The organism is Mesorhizobium sp. M1295 (assembly GCF_040318135.1).
Taxonomy (GTDB): Bacteria; Pseudomonadota; Alphaproteobacteria; order Rhizobiales; family Rhizobiaceae; genus Mesorhizobium.
Genome location: NZ_JAMYLU010000015.1, coordinates 25,001 through 46,332, shown reverse-complemented (window position 1 = coordinate 46,332; position 21,332 = coordinate 25,001). Strand labels below are relative to the sequence as shown.

Below are 21,332 nucleotides of genomic sequence, written 5' to 3'. Positions count from 1 at the left end.
GGCTGCAGTGCAACATAGGGAGTGACTGTCCGGAGTTTCCATGCTAGAAACACCATTATGCTTGACCGTTCGTCCAAAATCCCTGTCACCGGTGATCCGCTGACAGACATATTGCGCGGATTGCGCCTCGAAGGCGTCGATTACGGCCGTTGCGAGATGAAGGAACCCTGGGGCATCCATTTTCCGGCTCAGGCGGCGGCACGGTTTCATTTCATCGGTCGCAAAGGCTGCTGGTTGCTGCAGCCGTCCGGCGAATGGGTCGAGCTCAAGGCGGGCGACGCGGTGTTGTTGCCGCGCGGTTCAGCCCACACGCTGGCGAGCGAGCCGGGTATCGAGGCGGCGCCGATCCACGGCTATGAGGTCGAGGAGATCTGCAAGGGTGTCTATTGCATGTCGAACGACGGCGTGCCCGGCTGCCGTCCGGGCACCTTGCTGTTTTTCGGCAGCATGTATTTCAATCTCGATGGCTTGCACCCCTTGCTCGGCATGATGCCGGACGTGATGCGCGCGCATGAGTTGGAAGCCTATGAGCCAGGTATCCCGCATTTGCTGGAGGCGATGGCCCGCGAGGTGACGATGGAGCGCGTCGGCTCCGGCGGCATCCTGGCGCGGCTGGCCGATGTGCTCGCCGCGACCGTCATCCGCTCATGGGTCGAGCGCGGCTGCGGCGACTCTTCCGGATGGATCGCGGCGGTGAGGGACCGCGAGATCGGCCGGGTGCTGGCCGCGATCCATCTGGAACCGAGCCGCGACTGGACGGTGGACGCTCTGGCGAAGATGATGGGCGCCTCGCGATCAGGTTTCGCCGAGCGCTTCGCAACCATTGTCGGCGAAACACCGGCAAAGTACGTCACGCAGGTACGGATGCACCAGGCGCGGCAATGGCTGGTCCGCGACCGGCTCAAGATTTCCGTCGTCGCGGCGCGCCTCGGCTACGAATCCGACGCCTCCTTCAGCCGCGCCTTCAAGCGGGTAATCGGATCGCCGCCCAGCCATTTCCGGGCCGAGGAACAGGCGGAGATCCGCCAGGCCGGCTAAACGTTGGCCGGGTTATTGCTCGGTGATGCAGGCCGAGCCGGCGCTGCTCTTGCAATATTTGCCGGAAGCCCCGCACCTGCCATCCGAGACTTCGACAACGGTGCCGCTCAACAACAGCTTGCAGTCACTGGTGGACAGATTGACCGTGCCGTTGAGATCCTTGATCTTCTTGGCGTCGACCTTCGCACCGGCGACAACTTTCTTGGCTGCCTGCGCCTCGCTCAGATGCACCGCCGACAATCCCATACCCGCGACAAGCAGGATCGTCGCAAAGCTGCGTAACAGATTTCCCATAGCCAACCCTCCGTTTTGGGTCTCCAAATTGGGCGTGCAAAGCCCGTTTGGGACCAAAGGATCAGCCTATTCGACAAATCGGAGCATCCGCATCCCCCGTACGGGGGATGACGGGAAGACTCGAGCATTTCGCAGCCAAGTGGAATCACACGGCGTCGCACAAATGCGACTAAAATAGATAGCTAGAGCGGGATGCACGGTCAATTTGAACGCATCCCGCTCTAGCTGCAGTAAAGAGGCTTGTACTTAGCCGGCGTGACGCAGGCTTATTCCGCTGCCCTTATCGAACAGCACCACCTTGTCCGGGTTCCAGGCAAAGCGCACCGGCTGCTCTATCTGCACGTCGGTCCTGGCCGGCACAGTGGCGCGCAGCATGGCGTCGCCGACCCGCAGCGTCAGGATCTTCTCGACGCCATGGTTCTCGACGTCATGGACCCGCGCCTCGACCGGCGCGCCGGTCTCGAGATAGACGTCCTCGGGACGAATACCGAAGACGAGCGGGCGACCGTCGGTCGCCGCGCCCGTCTTGGCACCCCCCGAAGTCTTGGCACCCCCCGCAAACGGCAATTCGAAATTCAGCGGTGCCATCACCGCACGCCCGTTAACAAGCTTGCCGTCGATGAGATTCATCGGCGGCGAGCCGACGAAGCTCGCCACGTAGGTGTCGCGCGGATTATTGTAGATCTCGTACGGCGTGCCGGTCTGGACGATGCGGCCATGGTTGAGCACGCCGACCTTGTCACCCATCGACATCGCCTCGATCTGATCGTGCGTCACGAACAGGAAGGTGGCGCCGAGCTGCATCTGCAGGTTCTTCAATTCGGTGCGCAGCGCCTCGCGCAATTTGGCGTCGAGCGCCGACAACGGCTCGTCCATCAGGAATACCCGCGGCTTGCGCACGATGGCGCGGCCGATCGAGACGCGCTGCATCTCGCCGCCTGAAAGCCGGTCGGTCTTGCGGTCGAGCAGATGCTCGATCCGCAGTGTCCTGGCAGCGCGGTCGACACGATCCTTGATCTCGGCATCGGGCAACCGGCGGATCTTCGGCTTCAGCGGAAATTCGAGGTTTTCGCGCACCGTATAACGCGGATAGAGCGAATATTGCTGCAGCACCAGCGCCACGTCGCGCTCGGCCGCGCCCCAATCGGCGACATCGACGCCGTCGATAAAGACCTGGCCTTCGCTCGGTTTTTCCAGGCCGGCAATCATGCGCAGCGTCGTCGTCTTGCCGGCGCCGGTCTCGCCGAGCAGGACGAAGAACTCGCCGTCGGCGATGTCGAGGTCGAGCCCGGTCAAAGCGGTGTGGTTGCCGAATTTCTTCGAAATGTTCTTGAGCTGGATGTGGGCCATCAGAGTCTCACTCCCAGCGATTTGCCGCTCGCCGTGTCGAAGAAATGCGCCTGGCTGGGATCGATTCTGACGAAGACCCTTTCGCCGGGGCCGCCGATGAAGCCGCTCTTGGTGCGTGCACGCAGCATCTTGGAGCCGACCTTGAGGTCGACGATATCGAAGGAGCCGAGCGGCTCAACGATCTGCGTCTCCACCGGCAAGAACCCCTCGGCGGCTTCGCGGCGAACGAGAACGCCTTCCGGCCGGATGCCGAGCGCGAGCTGGCCGCCGACATGGCCGTTGAGCTTCGACAGCAAGGTGCGCGGGAATTCGAAGCCGGCGGCCGCATCGCCGACCGTGACCGAGGCCGACGAGGCTTTCTCGGTCACCGAAGCGTCGGCGACGTTCATCACCGGGCTGCCGACAAACTGCGCGACGAAAAGATTCGCCGGATGCGAATAGACCTCGTCCGGCGAGCCGACCTGCTGCAGTACGCCCTCATGCATGATGACGATGCGGTCGGCGAGGCTCATCGCCTCGATCTGGTCGTGAGTGACGTAGATGCTGGTCGAGCCCTGCTTGATGTGCAGCCGCTTGATCTCGGCCCGCATCTCCTCGCGCAGCTTGGCATCGAGCGCGCCGATCGGCTCGTCCATCAGCATCGCCTTCGGCCGCCGCACCAAGGCTCGGCCGATCGCGACGCGCTGCATGTCGCCGCCGGACAGGGCCGACGGTTTCTTGGCGAGGAGATCGCTGATCTGCAGCGTCTTGGCGACCGAGCGCACCTCGCTGTCGATCTCGGCCTTGCTCTTGCGCGTCGCCCTCAGTGGAAAGGCGATGTTCTCGTAGACGCTCATATGCGGATAGAGCGAGAACGATTGGAAGACCATGGCGATGTCGCGGTCGGCGGCCTTGAGGTGCTGGACCGGCTTGCCGTCGATGAGGATGTCGCCGCCGTCGATCGTCTCCAGTCCGGCAACGGCCCTGAGCGTCGTCGTCTTGCCGCAGCCCGACTGGCCGAGCAGCACGATGAACTCGTTATCGTCGATCTTCAGGTTGAGGTCCTTGATGACCTGGACGGCGCCGAAATATTTCTGGACGCCGCGAAGCTCGATCTGGGTCAATGCTGTGCCCCCGGGTTTGCCCCTTGCCCGGTGCCGGCCTTCTCCTCCGGCGCGATCTTGGAGGTGATGTTGAAGCCGATCAGGCCGATCAGGATGATGGTCACGCCGTAGCTGTGCAGCAGCACGTGCCATGGCTGGCAGAGCGCGATGATGCCGAGCACCATCAGCACCTGGCTGCCCGGTTCAAGATATTTCTGATTGATGTCGCGAAAACTCATTTGCGGATCGCTCCGAAGGACATGCCGCGCAAGAGGTGGTTGCGGAGCAGGAAGGTGAAGATCGCAACCGGCAGCAGGAACAGGAAGGTTCCGGCGGCAATCACCGTCCAGTCCGGCAGGCCGGCGCCGACCTGGCTGGGAATGAAAGGCGGCGCCGTCTGGGCACGGCGGCTGGTCATGATCAGTGCGAAGGCATATTCGTTCCACGCCGTGATAAAGCAGAACACGGCGGTGGCGGCGATGCCGGTGGCGGCCTCGGGCAGCACGATCTTGAAGAAGGCCTCCATGCGCGTATAGCCGTCGACGAGGGCCGCCTCCTCATACTCCTTGGGGATCTCGTCCATGAAGCCTTTCATCAGCCACACCGAGAAGGACAGGTTGAAGGCGGTGTAAAGGATGATCAGGCCGATATGGGAATCGTTGAGGCCGACCGCCCGGTACATCAGGAACATCGGAATGGCGACGACCACCGGCGGCAGCATGCGCGTCGACAGGATGAAGAACAGCAGGTCCGCCTCGCCTTTCACCTTGAAGCGCGAGAACCCATAGGCGGTGAAGGTGCCCATGCCGACGGCCAGGACGGTCGAGGTTATGGCAACGATCAGCGAGTTCATGAAACGGCTCGGATAGCCCGACCACTGCACCTGGCCCTTGCCGTCGCGCACGATCTTTTCGCCGCCATTGAAGACGACGCGCTCCCACCACGGCGCAGCCGCGTACTCCTCCGGTGATGGCGGGCTGCGCAGCTGCGAACGCTTGGTGAACAACTTGACGAAGGGCGATATCTCCGGCTGGAAAACCACCGTCGGCGGAATGGTGGTGGCGAGGTTGCGCGGCTTGAACGCCGTCGAGGCTATCCAGTAGATCGGCGCCAGGAAGATGATCGTCACCAGCAGGACGGCGACGATGGCGACCCGGTTGAAGGTGATTTCGGAAGAAGTGCGGACTGCGGCCATCTCAGCGCTCCTTCACCTTGTTGAGGTATTTGACATAGATGTTGGTGATCGCTAGCACCATGATCAGCACGATGTAGGCGAGCGCGCAGGAGCGCCCGGTCTGCCATTCCTGGAACGCCATCTTGTAGAGCCGGATCGAGATCAGCTCGGCCGTCGGCTGGCTGGTCAGGATATAGGCGAGGTCGAAGGTCTTGAACGCTTCCATGGTGCGGAAGATGACCGCGATCATCAGGATCGGCGCGACCAGCGGCAGCGTGATGCGGAAGAAGGTGTAGAACGGCCCGGCCCTGTCGATCGCGGCGGCCTCGTAGAGATGCTTGGGCACGGCCGACAGGCCGGCCAGCGACAACAGCATGACGAAGGGCGACCACATCCAGATATCGGTCAGCGCGACCGCATAGAGCGCCATTTTCGGATCCGACAGCCATTCGAAGGTGCCGAGGCCCAGCGCATAATTGATGATGCCGAAGGACGGATCGTAGAGCAGTTTCCAGAACAGGCCGACGACGGCCATAGACAGCATCATCGGCAACAACAGGAGCGTCGTCAGCAGGCCCTTGAGCGGAATGTCGCGGTTGAGCAGCATGGCCACGCCGAAGCCGACGAGCAGCTGGCCGGCGACCGAGATGATGACGTATTTTGCGGTGATGGCGAAGTTGGACCAGACATAGGGATCGCTGAGCAGGTCGCGATAGTTTTGCAGCCCGACGAAATTCGCCGCCGCGCTGGTCGAGGCGCGGAAATCGGTGAACGAATAGCCCAGCGAATAGATCAGCGGGAAGATGTTGAAGACGATCAGAAACAGGATCGTCGGGATGATGAAGAGATTGCGGATCGAAATGTCGCTTAGACCGCGAGCAGCGGCCCGCGAGGACCTGTCCAGCGTGGTGATCATCGTGGTCGCCAAGACCCTGCTCCCGGTTCAAGAATCAGAAAAATAAACGGAGGAGGCACGAACGCCCCCTCCGTGAAGGTTCATACTTATTGGCCGCGGCCGTATTTCTTGAAGGTCGCGTTCCAGTCGGCTGCCAGTGCGTCCAGCGTCTCCTTGGCGGTGCCTTCGCCGCCGATCATGTAGGGGTAGATGCGCTGGTTGAGCTGCTGCAGCAGTTCGGCATATTCCGGAACCGCCCAGAAGTCCTTGACCTTGAACATGGTCTCGTAGAACGCCTTGTTGTAGGGCGTGGCGTTCTGGAATTCCGGCGACTTGAGCACGGCGGCACTGCAGGTGTAGCCGCCAAGCGCTGCCCATTTCTTCTGGGTCTCGTCCTTGATGAACCATTCCAGGAACTTGGTCGCCTCTTCCTGCTTCTGCGAGTAGGAAACGATGGAGATGCCCTGACCGCCGAGTGCGGCGAACTGGTCCCCGTTCGGGCCGGGAGGATTGGCGAAGAAGCCGGTGTTCTTGGCGTTCGGGTTCGACGCCTCGTTGATCAGCGAGGGGAAGAACGCGAAGTAGTTCATGCTCATCGCGGCCAGGTTTTCAGTGATCGCCTGGTTGTCCTCGACGAAGAACGACTTGGCCCAGCCCGGAGGCGTGAACTTGTAGAGTTCCTTGTAGGCGTCGAGCGCCGCGATCGCCTTGTCGGAGTTGATGAAGCCGTCGACCTTGTAGGTCTTATAATCACCCAGCTCGCCGCCAAAGGAAAACAGCGCGTTTTCGAAGCCCATCGCCATCGCGTCATACGAATTGTCGGTGTAGATGGCGATGCCGTATTTTTTCTGGTCCGGCCGGTAGAAGAACTCGGCGATGTCGCGCAGCGCCTTGAAATCCTTCGGCACGTCGAGATCGTAGCCATACTTGGCCTTGAAGGCTTCCTTTTCCTTCGGATCCTCGAACCAGTCCTTGCGGTAGGACCAGCCGACGGCGTCGCCTTCAAGCGGAATGGCCCAGTACTTGCTGCTGCCGCCCGGATATTCGGCGTAGTACTTCACCGTCGCCGGTGCCATCACGTCGCCGACCTTGTGCTTGTTGAAGAAGTCGGTCAGGTCGACATAGTGGCCACCGGTCGAGCCGGCACCGAGCCATTGCGAGTCGCCGACGACCATATCATAGGCGTCGCCATGGGCGTTGAACTCGGTGAAGGCTTTGGTCTGGAAGTCGGGCCACGGTGTGGTTTCCACCGTGATTTTGACGCCGGTTTCCTTCTCGTACTCGTTGCCGAGTTCCTGCAGGTAATTGGCCGGATCCCATTCCGCCCAGAAGATTGTAAGTTCCTTTTCCTGCGCGTAGACGGACGTTCCGCAGGCTAGCACTAAGCCGATACCAGCAAGCAAGCTGGTCATTGTCTTGCGCATAATGATTTCCTCCCTTGTGCGCATTCTACCGCGTCATGCGAGCCGGCGGCGAGGCCGGCCCTGGTAGTCCTCCCGTGACGGCACCGTTCCGGTTTTTGAGCCTCCTCGTTCGACCGAAACGGATATTAGCCTTCACCCTTTGATCCGCTTTATTTGTCCTGATCTGGTATTACCAATTTCAGACGAACGTCAAGCCCTTTCTTGGACGGCGGCGGACACGCAGACAAGTTGGTTTCTGCGATATCTGCCTGTTTTCCCTGAATTTTCCTACTCCTTGATACAGAGGGGCCTTGCCTCGGCCGCTGCATCGCCAATAGTATGAGTAGGCAGGGTGCAAATCTGGTCGAACCAGATTGGCGTCATCTAGCGGCTGTCATCGGTGCGATCCCATCTCCTTCAATCATCGATTCCGTCACAGCTGCGCGTACCAGCGCGCTGGCGGCCCATTGCGCGACCGACATCATACTGCGGCTGTCCAATCCCCATATATCCTTCAGTACGATCAGCATCTCAACACCGAAGATCAATGACAGCGCCTGCGCGAGCCGCTTGAATTCGCGCGGCGGCAACCGGCCTTTGAGTGGCGCAATCGCATCTTTCAAAAGATCGACGCGATGGCCGCGCGTGAACGCCGGTTCGCCGTCAAACGTGCCTGCCTGTCGCTGCGCCCACTGGTCGAGCGACAGTTTCAGCGCCGCCTTGAACGTCGCTTCGAAGGCCTCGATGCGCGGCATGGCGGTCTCGAACAGCTCGGCCACCCGGCGCTCGGGATCGGCAGAGCTCGATTTCCAGGTAAGGATCGGTCCGAGCCCCTCATCGACCACCGCCTGCACCAGCGCCGCCTGGCTCGGAAAATACCGATAGGCGGTGGCGCGTGAGACTTCCGCCGCCTCCGCCACCTCGCTGACCGACGGCGTGGCGCCCGCCTGCATCAGCTTTGTCGCCGTCTCCAGCATCAGCCGCCTGGTGCGCGCGCGGGCCCCGCGCTCTACCCGCGGGTTCGGCCCCTGGCCGGCATCGTCGTCCGTTGCCGCTTGTTGACGTGAGACATTCATGTCAATACGATACGCGCGTCTCAAAAAATTGCAATGGCCCTTCGCGCCGTCGAATGGCCGGGCAAAGGGGCGGCAGCGTCGAACACGCCCAGGACCGGGGAAACGCGATGAAGCGCATCTATGTGGTGGGCACCGCCGACACCAAGGGCGAGGAACTCGCTTTTCTGGCCGATGCGGTCGCCGCAACCGGCGCTTCGATTGCCCGTGTCGACATCGGAACACGCGGCGCGACCGTGCCGGTCGATGTTTCGGCAGACGAGGTCGCCAGCCACCATTCAGAGGGTCGCAATGCCGTGCTCGGCGTCGACGACCACGGCACCGCAGTGGCGGCGATGGCTGCCGCCTTTGCCCGATTTGTTCAATCGCGTAGCGATATTGCCGGGATTATCGGCATCGGCGGTGGCGGCGGCACCTCGATCATCACCACAGGCATGCGCACGCTGCCGCTCGGCCTGCCCAAGATCATGGTTTCGACCTTGGCCTCCGGCGACACCGCGCCTTATGTCGACGTCTCCGACATCGTCATGATGCCGTCGGTGACCGACATGGCCGGCCTCAACCGGCTTTCCCGTGTCGTGCTCCACAATGCCGCCCAGGCGATATCAGGCATGGCGGCAAAGCCGGCGCCGCCGGCCGACGGCAGACCCTCGATAGGCCTCACCATGTTCGGCGTCACCACGCCGTGCGTGACCGCCATCGCCGACGAACTTCGTTCGACTTATGACTGTATGGTATTTCATGCCACTGGAACCGGCGGCCGCACCATGGAAAAATTGGCCGACAGCGGCTTGTTGTCCGGCGTCATCGACATCACCACGACCGAAGTCTGCGACTTGCTGTTTGGCGGCGTGCTGCCGGCGACGGACGATCGCTTTGGTGCCATCGCCCGCACCGGGCTGCCTTATGTCGGCTCGGTCGGCGCGCTCGACATGGTCAATTTCTGGGCGCCGCCAACAATTCCGGAACGCTATCGCGGCCGGCTATTCTATGAGCACAATCCAAACGTCACACTGATGCGCACCACCGCCGACGAAAGCAGAATGATCGGCGAATGGATCGGTACAAGGCTGAGCCTCTGCCAGGGTCCGGTTCGTTTCCTCATTCCGGAGAAAGGCGTGTCGGCGCTCGACATCGAAGGCGGCGCCTTCTTCGACCCTGAAGCCGATGCAGCTTTGTTCGAGGCGATCGAGCGCACCATCAAACCCGCCAAAACGCGGCGCGTTCTGCGCCTGCCGCTGCATATCAACGACCCCGAATTCGCCTGGGCCGCCACAACGGCCTTCCTCGACATCGCCAGACAGTGAGACACCAAGATATGGCCGCCATACCGCGCAAGAAAATCCTGGAGAAATTCCGCAAGATGATCGCGGACGGCGTTCCGATCGTCGGCGGCGGTGCCGGCACCGGCCTGTCGGCCAAGGCAGAGGAAGCTGGCGGCATCGACCTGATCATCATCTACAATTCCGGCCGCTACCGCATGGCCGGGCGCGGCTCGGCCGCCGGCCTGCTCGCCTATGGCAACGCCAACGAGATCGTCAAGGAGATGGCCTACGAAGTGCTGCCGGTAGTGAAGAAGACGCCGGTGCTGGCCGGCGTCAACGGCACCGATCCCTTCGTCATCATGCCGCTGCTTTTGGCCGAGTTGAAGACGATGGGCTTTTCCGGTGTGCAGAACTTTCCGACCATCGGCCTGTTCGACGGCCAGATGCGGCAGAGTTTTGAAGAAACCGGCATGGGCTTCGGGCTCGAGGTCGACATGATCGCCGAGGCTCACAAACTCGACCTGTTGACCACGCCCTACGTCTTCAATCCAGACGAGGCTCGCGCCATGACACATGCCGGCGCCGACATCGTCGTCGCCCATATGGGGGTGACCACCGGCGGTTCGATCGGTGCGACCTCGGCTAAATCGCTGGACGATTGTGTGAAGGAGATCGACGCCATTGCCGAAGCGGCACGCTCAGTGCGCGAGGATATCATCCTGCTTTGCCATGGCGGGCCGATCTCGATGCCGGACGACGCCAAATATATTCTCGAGCGCTGCAAGGGCCTGCACGGTTTCTACGGCGCGAGTTCGATGGAACGGCTGCCGGCGGAAGCTTCGATCGCCAGGCAAACGGCGGATTTCAAGGCCGTCACGTTCGGCGCTGCGTAGAAGAAGGGGTGAGACGATGACCGACAACAGCAAGGTGTTCGTATACCCAAAAGACGTCAGCGCCTTCGGCTTCGACTGGGGCAGGCTGTCGCTGACGGTCGCTCCCGAAGTGAACGGCGCGAAGCGCTTTTCCGGTGGTGTCGTCGACCTGCCGTCGGGCAAGGGCCATACGCGTCATAACCATCCGGGTGCCGAGGAGATCATTTTCGTCATCTCAGGCAATGGCGAGCAGATGGTCGAAGACGAGAAGGGCAATCCGGTCGTCGAGAAGGTCGGCCCCGGTTGCACCATCTATGTGCCGGAAAGCCGCTTCCATTCGACGCTCAATACCGGCGACGCGCCGATGCAGCTTTTCGTCGTCTATTCGCCGGCCGGGCCGGAATTGGCACTGCGCGACCTGCCGGATTTCAGGCTGCTGCCGTCAGGTGGGAATTGAGATAGACGGCGCCTAAGCCCCGCCCCTGTTCCAGCCCCTACCCCGATCGCCGAACATAATGTAACCGGCGCCGGTCACCGCCACCGTGTCCTCCAGCTTGATGAAGCCGCGCGTCGGGTGGAGCATGGTCGTCTCGACCGAAAGCACCATGTTCTTCTCCAGCGGCTTTGCGGCATAGGTGCCTTCATAGGTCACCGGATGGTTGGTCATCAGGAACGGCGCTTCGTGCGTGATCAGCCCCATGCCATGCGCGAAGAAATCGGTATAGGCCGCAACCTTGGATTTCTTCAGCACGCCTTCGGCATGAGAAATCATGTCACCGCCCAGCGTGCCCGCCTTTACCTTGGAGAAGGCCGCCTGCTGCACCGTCTCGATCTCGGCCAGCAGATCCTCGAGTTCGGCGTCAGGCTCACCCAGCACGCCCATGCGGCAAAGGTCGCCGATATAGCCGTGGTAGTTGCCGCCGGAATCGATCGACATCACCTCGCCCTTCTTCCACGTTTGCGGCGAGGCCGCGCGGTTGTGACTGGAGCCTAGCGTCAACAGGCAATATTCGAAATGCGCGCCGCGATTGGTCTCCTCGCGCCTGAGCTGTTCGATGATCTCGCTCTTGGTTGTGCCTTCGCGTGCCCAGCCGATGGTCGCCAGCATGGAATCGGTGATCAGCTCCGAAGCAATGCGCAGCTTCTCCAGCTCGGCTTCGGTTTTGATTGCTCGCATGCGCTCCAGCATGTGCGTGGCGTCGATCAGCTTGGCGTCCGGCAGCGCGTTGCGGATCAGCATATAGGCGTCGGACGGCAGGAAGGCGGGCTCGATGCCAATGCGGGCATTGCCCTTGCCGATCTTCCGCAAATGCTCGACCGCCAGGTTGGCGGCATCGAGCGTGCCCCAGCAGGCGGCATGCAGTGTCGGCGTCCAGAACGGATGGTTCTGGTGCTCGCCGCCCTCCATGCGGTTGCCGATATAGGCGGCATGCTCCGGCCCGCCTTTCTCGTAGACGACGACAGGCAGATAGCGGCTATGGCCGATCGCATCCATGGCGGCGAAGAAGATGAACTTGTAGCCGCCAAGCAGATATTGCGTGTTGTGCTTGGAGGTGGCGAGCAGCACGTCGATGCCGGCTTCCTCCATCAGCCCGTCCACCCTGGCCTGGTCGAACGGCACGCTGCCGACGACATTCTTGCCCGGAGCAACGTTCATTGTCTCTCTCCCTGAAGTGCCATGACCGACCGCACGTGGCGCCGGCCTTTCTGGTTTTAGAGCCTTGGCTCCCCTCAAATCTGCATCATTTTGCCCGGTCTGGTCCAGCCAGAATGGGTCGAGCGGGCGCCAAAAGCTCATTCCGCTACCGGCATGGTCTAATCTGGTCCGGCCAGATCAGCGCATTGGACCGCTTCCCTGTAACTGGTCCAGCGGACGGAAATTTCAAAGCCACGTGAGGATGCGCCAATTCCGTCTCTGGCGAAACCCCGGACAAGGGCCATAATCAGCTTTGCAGGATGCTCACGAGCGTCCGAGGGGTACGGCGCACCCGGCCGGGTCGCGGAGAGGACGGAGTTCGATCATGCCAGAGTTCACCATTTCCAGGCGTACGATGCTTGCGGGTTCGGCATTGCTGCTGGCCTCCACCGCCATGCCGACGATCGGCTGGGCGCAGACGCCGAAAAAGGGCGGACGACTGGTTGTCGCCGCTGATTCCGAGCCGCGCAATCTCAATCCGGCGATTGTCGCCTCGAACGGCGTCTTCTTCATCTCGAGCAAGATCGTGGAAACCTTGGCCGAGGCCTCCTTCGGCGGCAAGGACGGGCTCGAGCCACGGCTGGCGCTCAGCTGGGAAGGCGCCGCCGACGGCCTGTCGGTGACGTTCAAACTGCGCGAGGACGTCAAATGGCATGACGGGAAGCCCTTCACCTCAGCCGATGTCGCCTTCTCGGCGTTGCAGGTCTGGAAACCGCTGCAGAATCTCGGCCGCACCGTGTTCAAGGATCTGGAGGCGGTCGACACGCCGGACGAGGCGACCGCCGTGTTCAAATTCGCCAAGCCGACCCCGTTCCAGCTGATCCGCAACGCCTTGCCGGCGCTGAGCAGCGTGGTGCCCAAGCACATCTACGAGACCGGAAAGATCGAGGACAACCCGGCCAACAACGCCCCGGTCGGCACCGGACCGTTCAAATTTGCCGAATACAAGCCCGGCGAATATTACCGGCTGGAGAAGAACACCGACTATTGGGGCAAGGACGAGCCCTATCTCGATGAGATCATCTATCAGGTGCTGCCGGACCGCACGTCGGCGGCCAGCGCGCTCGAGGCCGAAGAGATCCAGCTCGCCGCCTTCTCCGCCGTGCCCCTGGCCGATCTCGACCGCATCTCCAAAGTGCCCGGCCTCAAGGTGATCACCAAAGGATACGAAGGGCTGACTTACCAACTGGTCGTCGAGATCAACCATCGCCGCAAGGAGCTGGCCGACCTGAAAGTGCGCCAGGCGATCGCTCACGCTATCGACAAGGATTTCGTCGTCAAGACGGTGTTTCTCGGCTATGCCGCCACCGCCACTGGCCCGGTGCCGAAAAACGACCCGCAATTCTACACCGCCGACGTGCCGACCTATGCTTTCGACGTCGCCAAGGCCAACGCCTTGCTCGACGAGGCCGGCTACAGCCGAGGCGATGATGGCAAGCGCTTTTCGCTGAAACTGCTGCCGGCGCCCTATTTCAACGAGACCAAGCAGTTCGGCGACTATCTTCGTCAGGCGCTCGCCGCCATCGGCATCGACGCCCAGCTGGTCAACAACGACTCTGCCGCGCATATCAAGGCGGTTTACACCGACCACGCCTTCGACCTTGCGGTCGGGCCGCCGGTGTTCCGCGGCGATCCGGCGATCTCGACCACCATCCTGGTGCAGAGCGGCATTCCCGACGGGGTGCCTTTCTCCAACCAGGGCGGCTACAAGAACGCCGATCTCGACGCTCTGATCGCCAAGGCATCGGAGACGCTTGACACCGCCGCCCGCACCGAACTCTACAAGGAGTTCCAGAGAAAAGTTGCCGCCGACCTGCCACTGATCAACGTCGCCGAATGGAGTTTCATCAGCGTCGCCCGCGATACGGTCAAGAACATCGCCAACACCCCGCGCTGGGCGGTGTCGAACTGGGCGGACACCTATTTAGAATCGTGACACATTCTGGCGGATGAAAATTCGCGCCGAAATCCGTGTGGAAACTTGGTCAAATACCGAGTTCCTTCACACCCCCCTCTGTCCTGCCGGACATCTCCCCCGCAAAGGGGGAGATTGGCTGGCCGCAACGTCGGCTTATTTGCCTGCTGCGTTGAAGATTGGCGAAATCGCTAATGACATCCGATCTCCCCCCTTGCGGGGGAGATGTCCGGCAGGACAGAGGGGGGTGGGAAGAAACACCGCATCTCCTAATTGCCACTGCGCCAAGCACCCGGCGCCGCCATGAGCCGCGCCCTCACCCTCCTTCGCCGTCGCCTCGTCGGCAGCATCTTCGTGTTGCTGATTGTCGTCATCGGCACCTTCCTGTTGCTCGAAGCCGCTCCCGGCGATGCGGTCGATGCCTACATCGTCTCGACCGGCGGCGACGCCGGCATGATCGAGCTGTTGCGTCACCGCTGGGGGCTCGACCAATCTGAGCTGACGCGGCTGGCCAATTACCTTTGGGCGCTGCTGCATCTCGACCTTGGCCAGTCCGTCACCTTTTCACGGCCGATCCGCGATGTCATCACCGAGCGCCTGCCCAACACGCTGCTGTTGATGGGCAGCGCCACCGCGCTCTCCTTCGGACTCGGCTCGGTGCTCGGCATCTATGCCGGCGCCAGACCCGGCAGCGTCCGTGATCGCTTCCTGTCTATCGGCTCGCTGGCGGTCTATGCCATACCGGGCTTCTGGCTCGGGCTGGTGCTGATCATCGTCTTTGCCGTCGACCTGCGCTGGTTTCCGATCGGCGGCATCGAGAGCATCGCCTCGGCCAGGACCGGCCTTGATCGCGCTGGCGACATCGCCCGCCATCTCGTCCTGCCGGTCTCCGCGCTCGGCTTCATTTATCTCGCGCTCTATCTGCGCATGATGCGCGCCGGCATGGCCGAGGTCTGGCGGCAGGATTTTGTCCTCGCCGCTCGCGCCAGGGGACTTTCCCGCCGTCGCGTCGTGCTCGCCCATGTCGCCCGCAACGCGCTGTTGCCGCTGGTCACCATGCTTGGCCTGCAGTCCGCGCAAATGCTGGGCGGCAGCGTCGTCATCGAAAGCGTCTTTTCGGTGCCAGGCCTTGGCCGATTGGCGCAGGAAGCGGTGGCGGCACGCGACACGCCGTTGCTGCTCGGCATCATTCTCGTCAGCGCCGTTCTGGTCGTCATCATCAACCTTCTCGTCGACATCGCCTACGCCGTCCTCGATCCGCGCGTCGGAGCCAATGAGGCCGGCGCGTGAACCCGCTTCGCCGTTTTCTCCGGACGCCGGAAGCGATCGCCGGCATTGTCATCCTGGCGGCGCTGTTTGCCGTGGCGCTTGCCGCACCTTTGTTCTTTCCCGGCGATCCGCAGGCCATTGCCGGGCCGGCATTGCTGCCACCGTTCCAGGACTGGTCGCTACCACTAGGCACCGACCGCCTCGGCCGTGACATGCTGGCCGAGCTTTTCCACGGCGCCCGCACCTCGCTGGCGGTCGGCCTGGCGGCCGCCGCCGCCGCCCTTGCCGTCGGCGCAGTGATCGGCACGCTGGCCGGCTTTGCCGGCGGCCTTATCGACGAAGTGCTGATGCGCATCACCGACGCTTTCCAGACCGTGCCAGCTTTTCTGCTGGCTTTGGCTTTCGTCAGCATCGTCGGGCCGTCGCTCGGCGTCGTCGTCGCGGCGATCGCACTGGGCGTCTGGACCGGACCGGCACGCGTGGCGCGAGCCGAAGTGCTGTCGATCCGCGAGCGCGATTTTGTAGCGGGCGCCCGCGTCATCGGCATGCATCCGCTGGAGATCGCCTTTCGCGAGGTGCTGCCCAACGCATTGCCGCCGGTACTGGCATTGTCGTCGGTGATCGTCGCCGCGGCGATTCTCACCGAAGCGGCATTGTCCTTTCTCGGCCTCGGCGACCCCAACCGCGTTACCTGGGGCGGCATGATCGCCGAAGGCCGTGCCGTGCTGCGCACCGCGCCGTTCCTGTCGATCGTTCCGGGAATAGCACTCGTGCTCACGGTGCTAGGTGTGTATCTCGCCGGCGAAGGCGTCGTCGAGACGACGGCGGTGAGGAGGGGCCTGTCGTGACGGCGCTGCTTTCGATCCGCAATCTGACGGTGACCTATCGCCGCGATGGCTCCGAGGTGACGGCACTAAAGAGTGTCAGCCTCGACATTCCCGCCGGCGAGCGCTTTGCCATCATCGGCGAGAGCGGTTCGGGCAAGAGCACGCTGGCGCTTGCCATTGCCGGGCTGCTGCCGGGTTCTGCCAGGATCGAAGGCCGCATCGATTGGCTCTTGCGCCCGCCGCCAATGTCTGGTGCCAAGACACCCCCCTCTGTCCTGCCGGACATGTCCGGCAGGACAGAGGGGGGTGCGACGGGACGTCAGCCTGCAAGTCTTCGCGACCATGCTTCAATCGGCGGCCGTGACATCGGCTTCATCTTCCAGGATCCATCGGCGAGCCTTGACCCGGTGATGCCAATTGGCAAGCAGATCGCCGAGGTCGCCTACACCCACCTCGGCCTCAATTGGCCGCAAGCCTACGCGAAGGCCCAAAACTTGCTTGAACGGGTCCGTCTGCCCGACTCCAATGCGGCTATGCATGCCTTTCCACACCAGCTTTCCGGCGGCCAGAAGCAGCGCGTCGCCATCGCCGCGGCAATCGCGTCCGGCCCGAAACTGCTGATCGCCGATGAGGCGACCAGCGCGCTGGACACCATCGTGCAGGCCGAGATCGTCGCGCTAATTCGGCAATTGGTGGCCGAGGACGGCATGACGCTGTTGTTCGTCAGCCACGACATCGCGCTGGCCGCTGAGCTGGCGGGGCGCATCGCCGTGTTCCGGAATGGCGAATTGATCGAACTCGGTGCGACGGCGCAGGTCGTCGGTGCGCCGCGGCACACTTACACTCGGGCGCTGCTTGACGCTCATCTCGGCCTCGACGCCGAGCCGCTGTTGCAGCGAACATGACCAGTCCTCTGTTCGCCGTTTCCGGCCTGACCAAACGATACCCTCGCGGCGGCAAGATCATTGCCGCGGCAGATAACGTTTCCTTCCACATCGAAGCTGGCGAGACGCTGGCGCTGGCCGGACCTTCAGGCAGCGGCAAGTCGACGATAGCCCGGCTGATGCTGCGGCTCATCGAACCCGACGCCGGCCATATCGAATTTGAAGGCAGCGACTTCCTGTCAATGAACGGCGCTGCCTTGCGCCACCGGCGCGCTCGTCTGCAGATGGTGTTTCAGGATCCGCTCGCCGCCTTGAACCCGCGCACCACGGTGGCGCGTGTGCTCGACGACCCCTTGCGCATCCATCACATTGCCTCTCGTGCCGAGCGCCCGCGCCGTATTGCCACTCTGCTGGAGCGCGTCGGCCTCAGCCCCGGTCTCGCCGGCCGCGCCATTCACGAAATCTCCGGCGGCCAACGCCAACGAGTCGCCATCGCCCGCGCCATCGCCACAAAACCGTCGCTGGTCGTGCTCGACGAGGCCGTGTCGGCGCTCGACGTTTCGGTGCGCGCGCAGATCCTGCGGCTGCTGCTTGACCTTCAGCGCGAAGAGCGCATCGCCTATCTATTCATTTCGCACGATCTCGGTGTCGTCCGTGCCATCGCTCACCGGGTCGCCATTTTGGACGCCGGGCGCATTGCCGAGAGCGGCGATGCCCGTACCGTCATCGACGCGCCGCAATCCGCGATCGGCAAGGCGCTGGTGGCGGCAGCGCCAAGACTGTCAAGGATCGAACAGGACGCATCATGACCGACGTCGAAGCCCGAGCCGAAAAACTGTCGCGCGAACTCGATTCCGCCTTCCGTAACCGCGCCGATCTCTATCGTCTGTTGCTCGACGAGCTAACCGCGGAAGTTGGCGCGGAAAAGGCTGAGGCTATCATGATCCGCACCATCGAACGGCGCGGCAAGGAGGTTGCGGCGTCGGCCTTCGCCGATTTCGGCCCGAACGACGCAACGGCGATCGGCGAGGCGTTCCTCGCCGTCAGCCCGGATGGCGGCCGCATGTATCCGACCGACGTCGAACGCGGCCAAGGCCGCATCGCCTTCAAGGTCAAGCGCTGTCCGCTGAAGGACGCTTGGGTCGAAGCTGGCGTTGGCGACAAGAAGCTCGCCACGCTCTGCCGCATCGCCGGCGCCTTCGACCGCGGCCTGTTCGAGGCCACCGGAGTGCGCTTCGACAACGTCACCTGGACGCCGGGCCACGGTTCCGGCTGCTGCCACATCGCCTTGACCAACCGGGATGCCGGCTAGAGCTGCAGTTCGAGCCATGTCGGCGAAGACGTAAAGCTCCGTCCCGTTGGGCAGCGCAGAGCCAAACAAAAACCCCCGGCGCCGCAAGGCAACCGGGGGTTTTGATGTTTGCATTGCGAGGAATTTGGTGCGGACAGGATCTGCCTCGGTGTCCCGCTGTGTCGGCTTCGTTGGTAAGTGTCCGGCCGGAGGCGTCTTTGTGGGTTCATGGCTGTGGCCTCAAACCGTAGGTTCGAGCCACGGCCCAATCAAATCACTCCGAGATTTGTCGGATTGCGGCATTCTTATTCGTCTTCAGTAGGGGAGTTCCTGGAGGTGAATTATGAGCGAATTGCCGGTGGTCAAAACGCGACTCAAAGGCAAAAACCTTACGCAGAGCATGCTGATCCCAACGGAGAACATGGTCGCAGACGAGCTCCGGGCTGCGCGACCTGGCCACTTGTCGGACCTTGCAGAGTTACGACGTAAGCTCGCGGCAAAATACGGAGCAGACGCCTGCTGCCCAGTGACTGTGCGGCGGCACTTGGTGCATATCAGTCAAGACGGCAGCGCGCCCTTTTGGCGCGTCGTAAATCCCGATCGGCCATTCGCCCGACGTATGAGAGGTGGATCGGAACACATACGCGAAAAATTGGCTCCGGAACGCTGAGTATCCTGTCGCTGCACTTCAGAGCAAACGAAAACGGCCCGCACAAGGCGGGCCGTTTTCGTACTTTGGTTGCGGGGACAGGATTTGAACCTGTGACCTTCAGGTTATGAGCCTGACGAGCTACCGGGCTGCTCCACCCCGCGTCAACTTCACGGCGACCGCCGGCCGGGCAGCCCGGGCTTTTTTGTTTGTCCGTCCTCAAGGCCTTCGGCCTTTGTGGGCGGATGGGGCGCTGCTCCACCCCGCGTCAACCCTAGAAGTAAGCCTTGGCTCACTGAATTCAAGCTTCCGCCAAATGAAAGGGCCGCTTGCGCGGCCCGGAGCCCCGTTGGCGGGCCTGTTCGTAAGGAGAAGATTAAACAACGTGCGCTTGGCAGACCTGGCAGCGACCTACTCTCCCGCGTCTTGAGACGAAGTACCATCAGCGCTGGAGCGTTTCACGGCCGAGTTCGGAATGGGATCGGGTGCAGCCGCTCCGCCATAACCACCAGGTCGGCAAAACGCACGTTGCTCGAGAAGCTGTTTTCTGTGCCATCCATCTCGGCGCAATCCAAGGATTGCCGCCAGAAATGGGCATTAGGAATGAGAACGATCAAGCCGATCGAACTATTAGTACCGGTAAGCTTCAAGCGTTGCCGCTCTTCCACACCCGGCCTATCAACGTGGTCGTCTTCCACGGTTCTCAGGGAATACTCGTTTTAAGGTGGGTTTCCCGCTTAGATGCCTTCAGCGGTTATCCCGTCCGGATATAGCTACCCTGCTATGCGGCTGGCGCCACAACAGGTCCACCAGAGATCCGTCCATCCCGGTCCTCTCGTACTAGGGACAGATCCTTTCAATATTCCTACACCCACGGCAGATAGGGACCGAACTGTCTCACGACGTTCTGAACCCAACTCACGTACCGCTTTAAATGGCGAACAGCCATACCCTTGGGACCTGCTCCAGCCCCAGGATGCGATGAGTCGACATCGAGGTGCCAAACAACCCCGTCGATATGGACTCTTGGGGGTCATCAGCCTGTTATCCCCGGCGTACCTTTTATCCGTTGAGCGATGGCCCTTCCACGCGGGACCACCGGATCACTATGACCGACTTTCGTCTCTGCTCGACTTGTCAGTCTCGCAGTCAGGCAGGCTTATGCCATTGCACTCAGCGAACGATTTCCGACCGTTCTGAGCCCACCATCGCGCGCCTCCGTTACTCTTTAGGAGGCGACCGCCCCAGTCAAACTACCCACCATACATTGTCCCGGACCCGGATAACGGGCCGCGGTTAGACATCCATAGTGATAAGGGTGGTATTTCAAGGGTGGCTCCACCTGAGCTGGCGCCCAGGTTTCAAAGCCTACCACCTATCCTACACATGCCACTACGAATGCCAATGTAAAGCTATAGTAAAGGTGCACGGGGTCTTTCCGTCTAACCGCAGGAACCCCGCATCTTCACGGGGAATTCAATTTCACTGAGTCTATGCTGGAGACAGCGGGGAAGTCGTTACGCCATTCGTGCAGGTCGGAACTTACCCGACAAGGAATTTCGCTACCTTAGGACCGTTATAGTTACGGCCGCCGTTTACTGGGGCTTCGATTCAGAGCTTGCACCCCTCCTCTTAACCTTCCAGCACCGGGCAGGCGTCAGACCCTATACGTCGTCTTGCGACTTCGCAGAGCCCTGTGTTTTTGATAAACAGTCGCTACCCCCTGGTCTGTGCCACCCTCCCATGCTTGCGCATGAAAGGGTCACGCTTCTTCCGAAGTTACGCGTGCAATTTGCCGAGTTCCTTCAGCATAGTTCTCTCAAGCGCCTTGGTATACTCTACCAGTCCACCAGTGTCGGTTTCGGGTACGGTCTATAAGGAGGAGCTATTTCCTGGAACCACGCAGCAGCCCTTTCAATCCGATAAGATTGGACTACCTCAATGATCCGTCACTTCCTCCAGGCCCACGAATATTAACGTGGTTCCCATCGTCTACGCATTTCTGCCTCGACTTAGGGGCCGGCTAACCCTGCTCAGATTAGCTTTAAGCAGGAACCCTTGGACTTTCGGCGGGGGAGTCTCTCACTCCCCTTACGTTACTCATGTCAGCATTCGCACTTCTGATACCTCCACCATCCCTCACGGGTATGGCTTCATCAGCTTACAGAACGCTCCGCTACCGCTTGCATTGCTGCAAACCCTAAGCTTCGGTGTATGGCTTTAGCCCCGTTACATTTTCGGCGCAAAGACCCTTATTTAGACCAGTGAGCTGTTACGCTTTCTTTAAATGATGGCTGCTTCTAAGCCAACATCCTGGTTGTTTTGGGATCCTCACATCCTTTCCCACTTAGCCAT

At 61.7% G+C, this 21,332-nt stretch carries 19 protein-coding genes, 1 tRNA gene and 2 rRNA genes (1 of these 22 cut by a window edge); 10 read left to right on the top strand and 12 right to left on the bottom strand.

What is annotated here, in order from left to right; all coding sequences use genetic code 11:
• Positions 1 to 57 precede the first annotated feature (57 nt).
• Positions 58 to 1,038, top strand: a complete 981-nt coding sequence (locus tag NKH29_RS20505) for an AraC family transcriptional regulator (protein WP_023721991.1) — start codon at positions 58 to 60, stop codon at positions 1,036 to 1,038.
• Positions 1,039 to 1,050: 12 nt separating this feature from the next.
• Here the strand turns inward: NKH29_RS20505 and NKH29_RS20500 are convergent, their stop codons facing one another.
• The 8 genes from NKH29_RS20500 to NKH29_RS20465 all read right to left on the bottom strand — a co-directional run bounded on the left by NKH29_RS20500 (position 1,051) and on the right by NKH29_RS20465 (position 8,312).
• Positions 1,051 to 1,332: a hypothetical protein gene (locus NKH29_RS20500; RefSeq protein ID WP_352483638.1), complete on the bottom strand. Its 282-nt coding sequence runs from the start codon at positions 1,330 to 1,332 to the stop codon at positions 1,051 to 1,053.
• A 246-nt stretch (positions 1,333 to 1,578) separates the two neighbouring features.
• On the bottom strand, positions 1,579 to 2,682 hold the full coding sequence (locus NKH29_RS20495) for an ABC transporter ATP-binding protein (RefSeq protein WP_023722319.1): 1,104 nt from the start codon (positions 2,680 to 2,682) through the stop codon (positions 1,579 to 1,581).
• On the bottom strand, positions 2,682 to 3,785 hold the full coding sequence (locus tag NKH29_RS20490; RefSeq protein ID WP_352495526.1) for an ABC transporter ATP-binding protein: 1,104 nt from the start codon (positions 3,783 to 3,785) through the stop codon (positions 2,682 to 2,684). The genes NKH29_RS20495 and NKH29_RS20490 overlap by 1 nt, the downstream gene beginning before the upstream one ends.
• A complete protein-coding gene (locus NKH29_RS20485; RefSeq protein ID WP_353000468.1) occupies positions 3,782 to 4,003 on the bottom strand; it encodes a hypothetical protein in 222 nt (73 codons plus the stop codon). The genes NKH29_RS20490 and NKH29_RS20485 overlap by 4 nt, the downstream gene beginning before the upstream one ends.
• Positions 4,000 to 4,959, bottom strand: coding sequence for a carbohydrate ABC transporter permease (locus NKH29_RS20480; RefSeq protein WP_352484970.1), 960 nt, complete (start codon positions 4,957 to 4,959; stop codon positions 4,000 to 4,002). The genes NKH29_RS20485 and NKH29_RS20480 overlap by 4 nt, the downstream gene beginning before the upstream one ends.
• A gap of 1 nt (position 4,960) precedes the next feature.
• Entirely contained in the window at positions 4,961 to 5,866 is a 906-nt protein-coding gene (locus tag NKH29_RS20475) for a carbohydrate ABC transporter permease (protein ID WP_023722315.1), read from the bottom strand.
• A 74-nt stretch (positions 5,867 to 5,940) separates the two neighbouring features.
• Positions 5,941 to 7,257 carry an ABC transporter substrate-binding protein gene (locus tag NKH29_RS20470; RefSeq protein WP_023722314.1) on the bottom strand — a complete coding sequence of 439 codons (1,317 nt, stop codon included), beginning with the start codon at positions 7,255 to 7,257 and terminating at the stop codon, positions 5,941 to 5,943.
• Positions 7,258 to 7,616: 359 nt separating this feature from the next.
• Positions 7,617 to 8,312 carry a TetR/AcrR family transcriptional regulator gene (locus NKH29_RS20465; RefSeq protein WP_023722313.1) on the bottom strand — a complete coding sequence of 232 codons (696 nt, stop codon included), beginning with the start codon at positions 8,310 to 8,312 and terminating at the stop codon, positions 7,617 to 7,619.
• A gap of 107 nt (positions 8,313 to 8,419) precedes the next feature.
• Between NKH29_RS20465 and NKH29_RS20460 the strand changes: the two genes are divergently transcribed.
• Genes NKH29_RS20460 through NKH29_RS20450 form a run of 3 tightly spaced genes read left to right on the top strand, consistent with a single transcriptional unit; the run spans position 8,420 to position 10,903 of the window.
• Positions 8,420 to 9,616 (top strand): Tm-1-like ATP-binding domain-containing protein, encoded by a 1,197-nt coding sequence (locus NKH29_RS20460; RefSeq protein ID WP_023722312.1) that lies wholly within the window; start codon positions 8,420 to 8,422, stop codon positions 9,614 to 9,616.
• Positions 9,617 to 9,627: 11 nt separating this feature from the next.
• Positions 9,628 to 10,467: a phosphoenolpyruvate hydrolase family protein gene (locus tag NKH29_RS20455; RefSeq protein WP_352495528.1), complete on the top strand. Its 840-nt coding sequence runs from the start codon at positions 9,628 to 9,630 to the stop codon at positions 10,465 to 10,467.
• 16 nt (positions 10,468 to 10,483) lie between these two features.
• A complete protein-coding gene (locus NKH29_RS20450) occupies positions 10,484 to 10,903 on the top strand; it encodes a cupin domain-containing protein (RefSeq protein ID WP_023722310.1) in 420 nt (139 codons plus the stop codon).
• Between the two features lie 12 nt (positions 10,904 to 10,915).
• On the opposite strand, the gene NKH29_RS20445 is transcribed toward NKH29_RS20450, so the two are convergent.
• Entirely contained in the window at positions 10,916 to 12,103 is a 1,188-nt protein-coding gene (locus NKH29_RS20445; RefSeq protein ID WP_352484965.1) for a M24 family metallopeptidase, read from the bottom strand.
• 364 nt (positions 12,104 to 12,467) lie between these two features.
• On the opposite strand from NKH29_RS20445, the gene NKH29_RS20440 reads away from it, so the two are divergent.
• From NKH29_RS20440 to NKH29_RS20415, 6 genes are all read left to right on the top strand, one after another.
• A complete protein-coding gene (locus NKH29_RS20440) occupies positions 12,468 to 14,078 on the top strand; it encodes an ABC transporter substrate-binding protein (RefSeq protein ID WP_352484964.1) in 1,611 nt (536 codons plus the stop codon).
• Positions 14,079 to 14,360: 282 nt separating this feature from the next.
• Entirely contained in the window at positions 14,361 to 15,347 is a 987-nt protein-coding gene (locus NKH29_RS20435) for an ABC transporter permease (RefSeq protein WP_023722307.1), read from the top strand.
• Positions 15,344 to 16,174: an ABC transporter permease gene (locus NKH29_RS20430; protein WP_353000466.1), complete on the top strand. Its 831-nt coding sequence runs from the start codon at positions 15,344 to 15,346 to the stop codon at positions 16,172 to 16,174. The genes NKH29_RS20435 and NKH29_RS20430 overlap by 4 nt, the downstream gene beginning before the upstream one ends.
• Positions 16,171 to 17,058 (top strand): ABC transporter ATP-binding protein, encoded by an 888-nt coding sequence (locus NKH29_RS20425; RefSeq protein WP_352918462.1) that lies wholly within the window; start codon positions 16,171 to 16,173, stop codon positions 17,056 to 17,058. Before NKH29_RS20430 ends, NKH29_RS20425 begins: the two co-directional genes overlap by 4 nt.
• Entirely contained in the window at positions 17,055 to 17,846 is a 792-nt protein-coding gene (locus tag NKH29_RS20420) for an ATP-binding cassette domain-containing protein (RefSeq protein ID WP_352964066.1), read from the top strand. The genes NKH29_RS20425 and NKH29_RS20420 overlap by 4 nt, the downstream gene beginning before the upstream one ends.
• Positions 17,843 to 18,349 carry an L-2-amino-thiazoline-4-carboxylic acid hydrolase gene (locus NKH29_RS20415; protein WP_352849367.1) on the top strand — a complete coding sequence of 169 codons (507 nt, stop codon included), beginning with the start codon at positions 17,843 to 17,845 and terminating at the stop codon, positions 18,347 to 18,349. The genes NKH29_RS20420 and NKH29_RS20415 overlap by 4 nt, the downstream gene beginning before the upstream one ends.
• A gap of 715 nt (positions 18,350 to 19,064) precedes the next feature.
• Here NKH29_RS20415 and NKH29_RS20410 read toward each other — a convergent pair.
• The 3 genes from NKH29_RS20410 to NKH29_RS20400 form a co-directional block, all read right to left on the bottom strand.
• Positions 19,065 to 19,141: transfer RNA gene (locus NKH29_RS20410), tRNA-Met, on the bottom strand.
• 234 nt (positions 19,142 to 19,375) lie between these two features.
• Positions 19,376 to 19,490: ribosomal RNA gene (gene rrf / locus NKH29_RS20405) — 5S ribosomal RNA — on the bottom strand.
• Between the two features lie 96 nt (positions 19,491 to 19,586).
• Positions 19,587 to 21,332: ribosomal RNA gene (locus NKH29_RS20400) — 23S ribosomal RNA — on the bottom strand; it runs 1,061 nt beyond the window's last position.